The sequence below is a fragment of the Bartonella sp. AD328YNZD genome, from assembly GCF_042196425.1.
This window is the reverse complement of the sequence record NZ_JBHIQG010000381.1, coordinates 1-2178: the sequence shown is the minus strand read 5'-3', so window position 1 is coordinate 2178 and position 2178 is coordinate 1. Positions and strand designations below refer to the sequence as shown.

General features: G+C 30.7%; 1 pseudogene. It reads right to left on the bottom strand.

Annotation, left to right across the window (positions count from 1 at the left end):
• Positions 1-2049: 2049 nt before the first annotated feature.
• Positions 2050-2178 (bottom strand): annotated as a pseudogene (locus tag ACFIO3_RS11990) (aspartate transaminase); the annotation flags it as partial.

Genomic DNA, 2178 nt, shown 5'->3' with positions numbered 1-2178 from the left:
AATATCTTAATTTATAAGGGACAATTAGCTATTTTGCAACTTGAGACTCCCGTAATATTCTTTCGTTTCAAATTTGCTTATATCGAATCAATTAAACCATTCGCTGCATGCGACAAATGGAGAGAGTCCGTCCGTATGGAATAAACATTTTTGAAGAAAGGGATAAAATGTCTTTTATGAACGTTCTCAAATGTAAAGGCTGTCACAATATTGGAAACCAGACAATCATATAATAGTGTAGCTTACATTTTGTATATTTAATGAAAGAGAGTGCTACACGATTGAGAAAAATTTAAAGCTATGTGTTTATTGCATAGCAGATACGCTTAAGTCTTTATTGTGCTTTTTCTTATAAAATGACATAGAATGCTATCTCTTGATTATGTTGCCTCCCATTGCATTTTCTTGAGTGTTCCCTTACGAAGATCTGTCAGATTGATTTAATCTCTGAGGATTTTCCAAATTTGCCGGGCATTTGTCCGGCTTTTTTTTATTTTTAGAAGAGCTCCTAGAAATTGCATACAGGGGAAGATGATAAGGAAAAAATTTTAAAACTTATGGATATTCAATAATTTTTTTTAAGTATACTAGAGTTCAATGAGGAATTTGAGAGAGATTTGTTCTATTACGCCATAAACATTGTCTTTAGGACCTGATATAAGGTATGTAAATTTTTATATATGAAGCGCTTTTTATGAGAATGTGAGGTGAATATTTAAGATAGGGACTCGTAAATCCCATGAAGTAAATCAAGTGATTAGTAGGTAGAACCATTAAGAGAGATTAGACTATTTATACAACGGCAGGAGGTAGATTCTTCTTCGTTTTAGGGTGAAGAGGAAGGCGAAAAATAGAAAATGTTTAATTGTAAGGGCCACTTAATTATAAGAGCGATTATGTTTAAAAATACTAGGTCTTCTTTAGAGTTATCAATTAAATAGAAAAGAAAAAATTTATCAATTCACACGCTTCTTTCAGCGATATTTTTCAGTATTCGCTATTTCACAACGGTATATGTGAAGAGTATATGATTTATTTTTTACAACTATTGTTATACTCATGAAGAAGCATGTTTGGTATTATTATTTATCAGCGTTCAATAGTTGCGTAATTCTTGCATTTGAGATATGGAGTTATTTTTATTCTTTTTAAAGTGTTTTTATCCACACACCAACTCTGCTTGTGATATGCAAGAACACGATTTTGATTGGTCTTAGATGAACAGATTTGAAATAAGAGAATCTCTCTAGGAGAGATAATTCAAGTTAAAATCAATGAATTATTATAATTACTTATCTCTTTATATATCACTTATTATAACTTAACGTAATTATAAAATACAGTATGATTTGTATTCCACTTGGAGAAAATAAAAAGATGCAAAATTTAAATCAGTTCATTCCATAGGAGGATAAAAGACTTCAACAGATTTTCAGGTTTTGGGGAAAATATTATATAATATAAACTCTGCTGGAGATGTTTTGGTTGATAATCTGTCATGTGATATATGTATATATGTGTTCAAAAACTATAAAAAACAATTAAATTTTTTATGTATCAAGATACCAATTTTCTACAAATTCCCTTTGTATCTGGAAAAAACATTGATTATGATTCAACTAAAATTCGTTAGGAGGATGCTCTTACCTATAAATTAAAATAAATGGATTTATAACATTTGAGGCTCATCTAAAATTCAGTTTTTGATCGCACATTTATAACAACAGAGTATAATGCATCGTACTTCCTAATGAGGGGAGTAAATAAATCAACTTTTAAGTTCAGATTATTCCTAATAAGCTCGAAATTTTTGTTCTTGGTAAAGGAAGCCCCAAATAGGTTTTTCATCTCTTATGACAATAGATCGATTTACTTATTGGGTAGTTGAATTTTTTTGATTTTTACTTGCCGCCTCCATTTTTGTACTGTGTTTATTAACGGATGTTTTTGCTGAATCGATTGGCTTGTCCCATGATACAGTTTCCAATATTTTCCCAGATATACTGACATTCGGCAGAAAAACAATCACAAGAAATGATGTTAAAAACTTTAAATTAAACTGTTGCAAAAGCGCTGGATACGTAAGCAAGCTTCTTCAAGAAGTTTTTCTGATGTTGCATAAGAAATACGAAAAGTTAATCCAAGTCCAAAAGCAGACCCTTGGACGACAGCAACAGC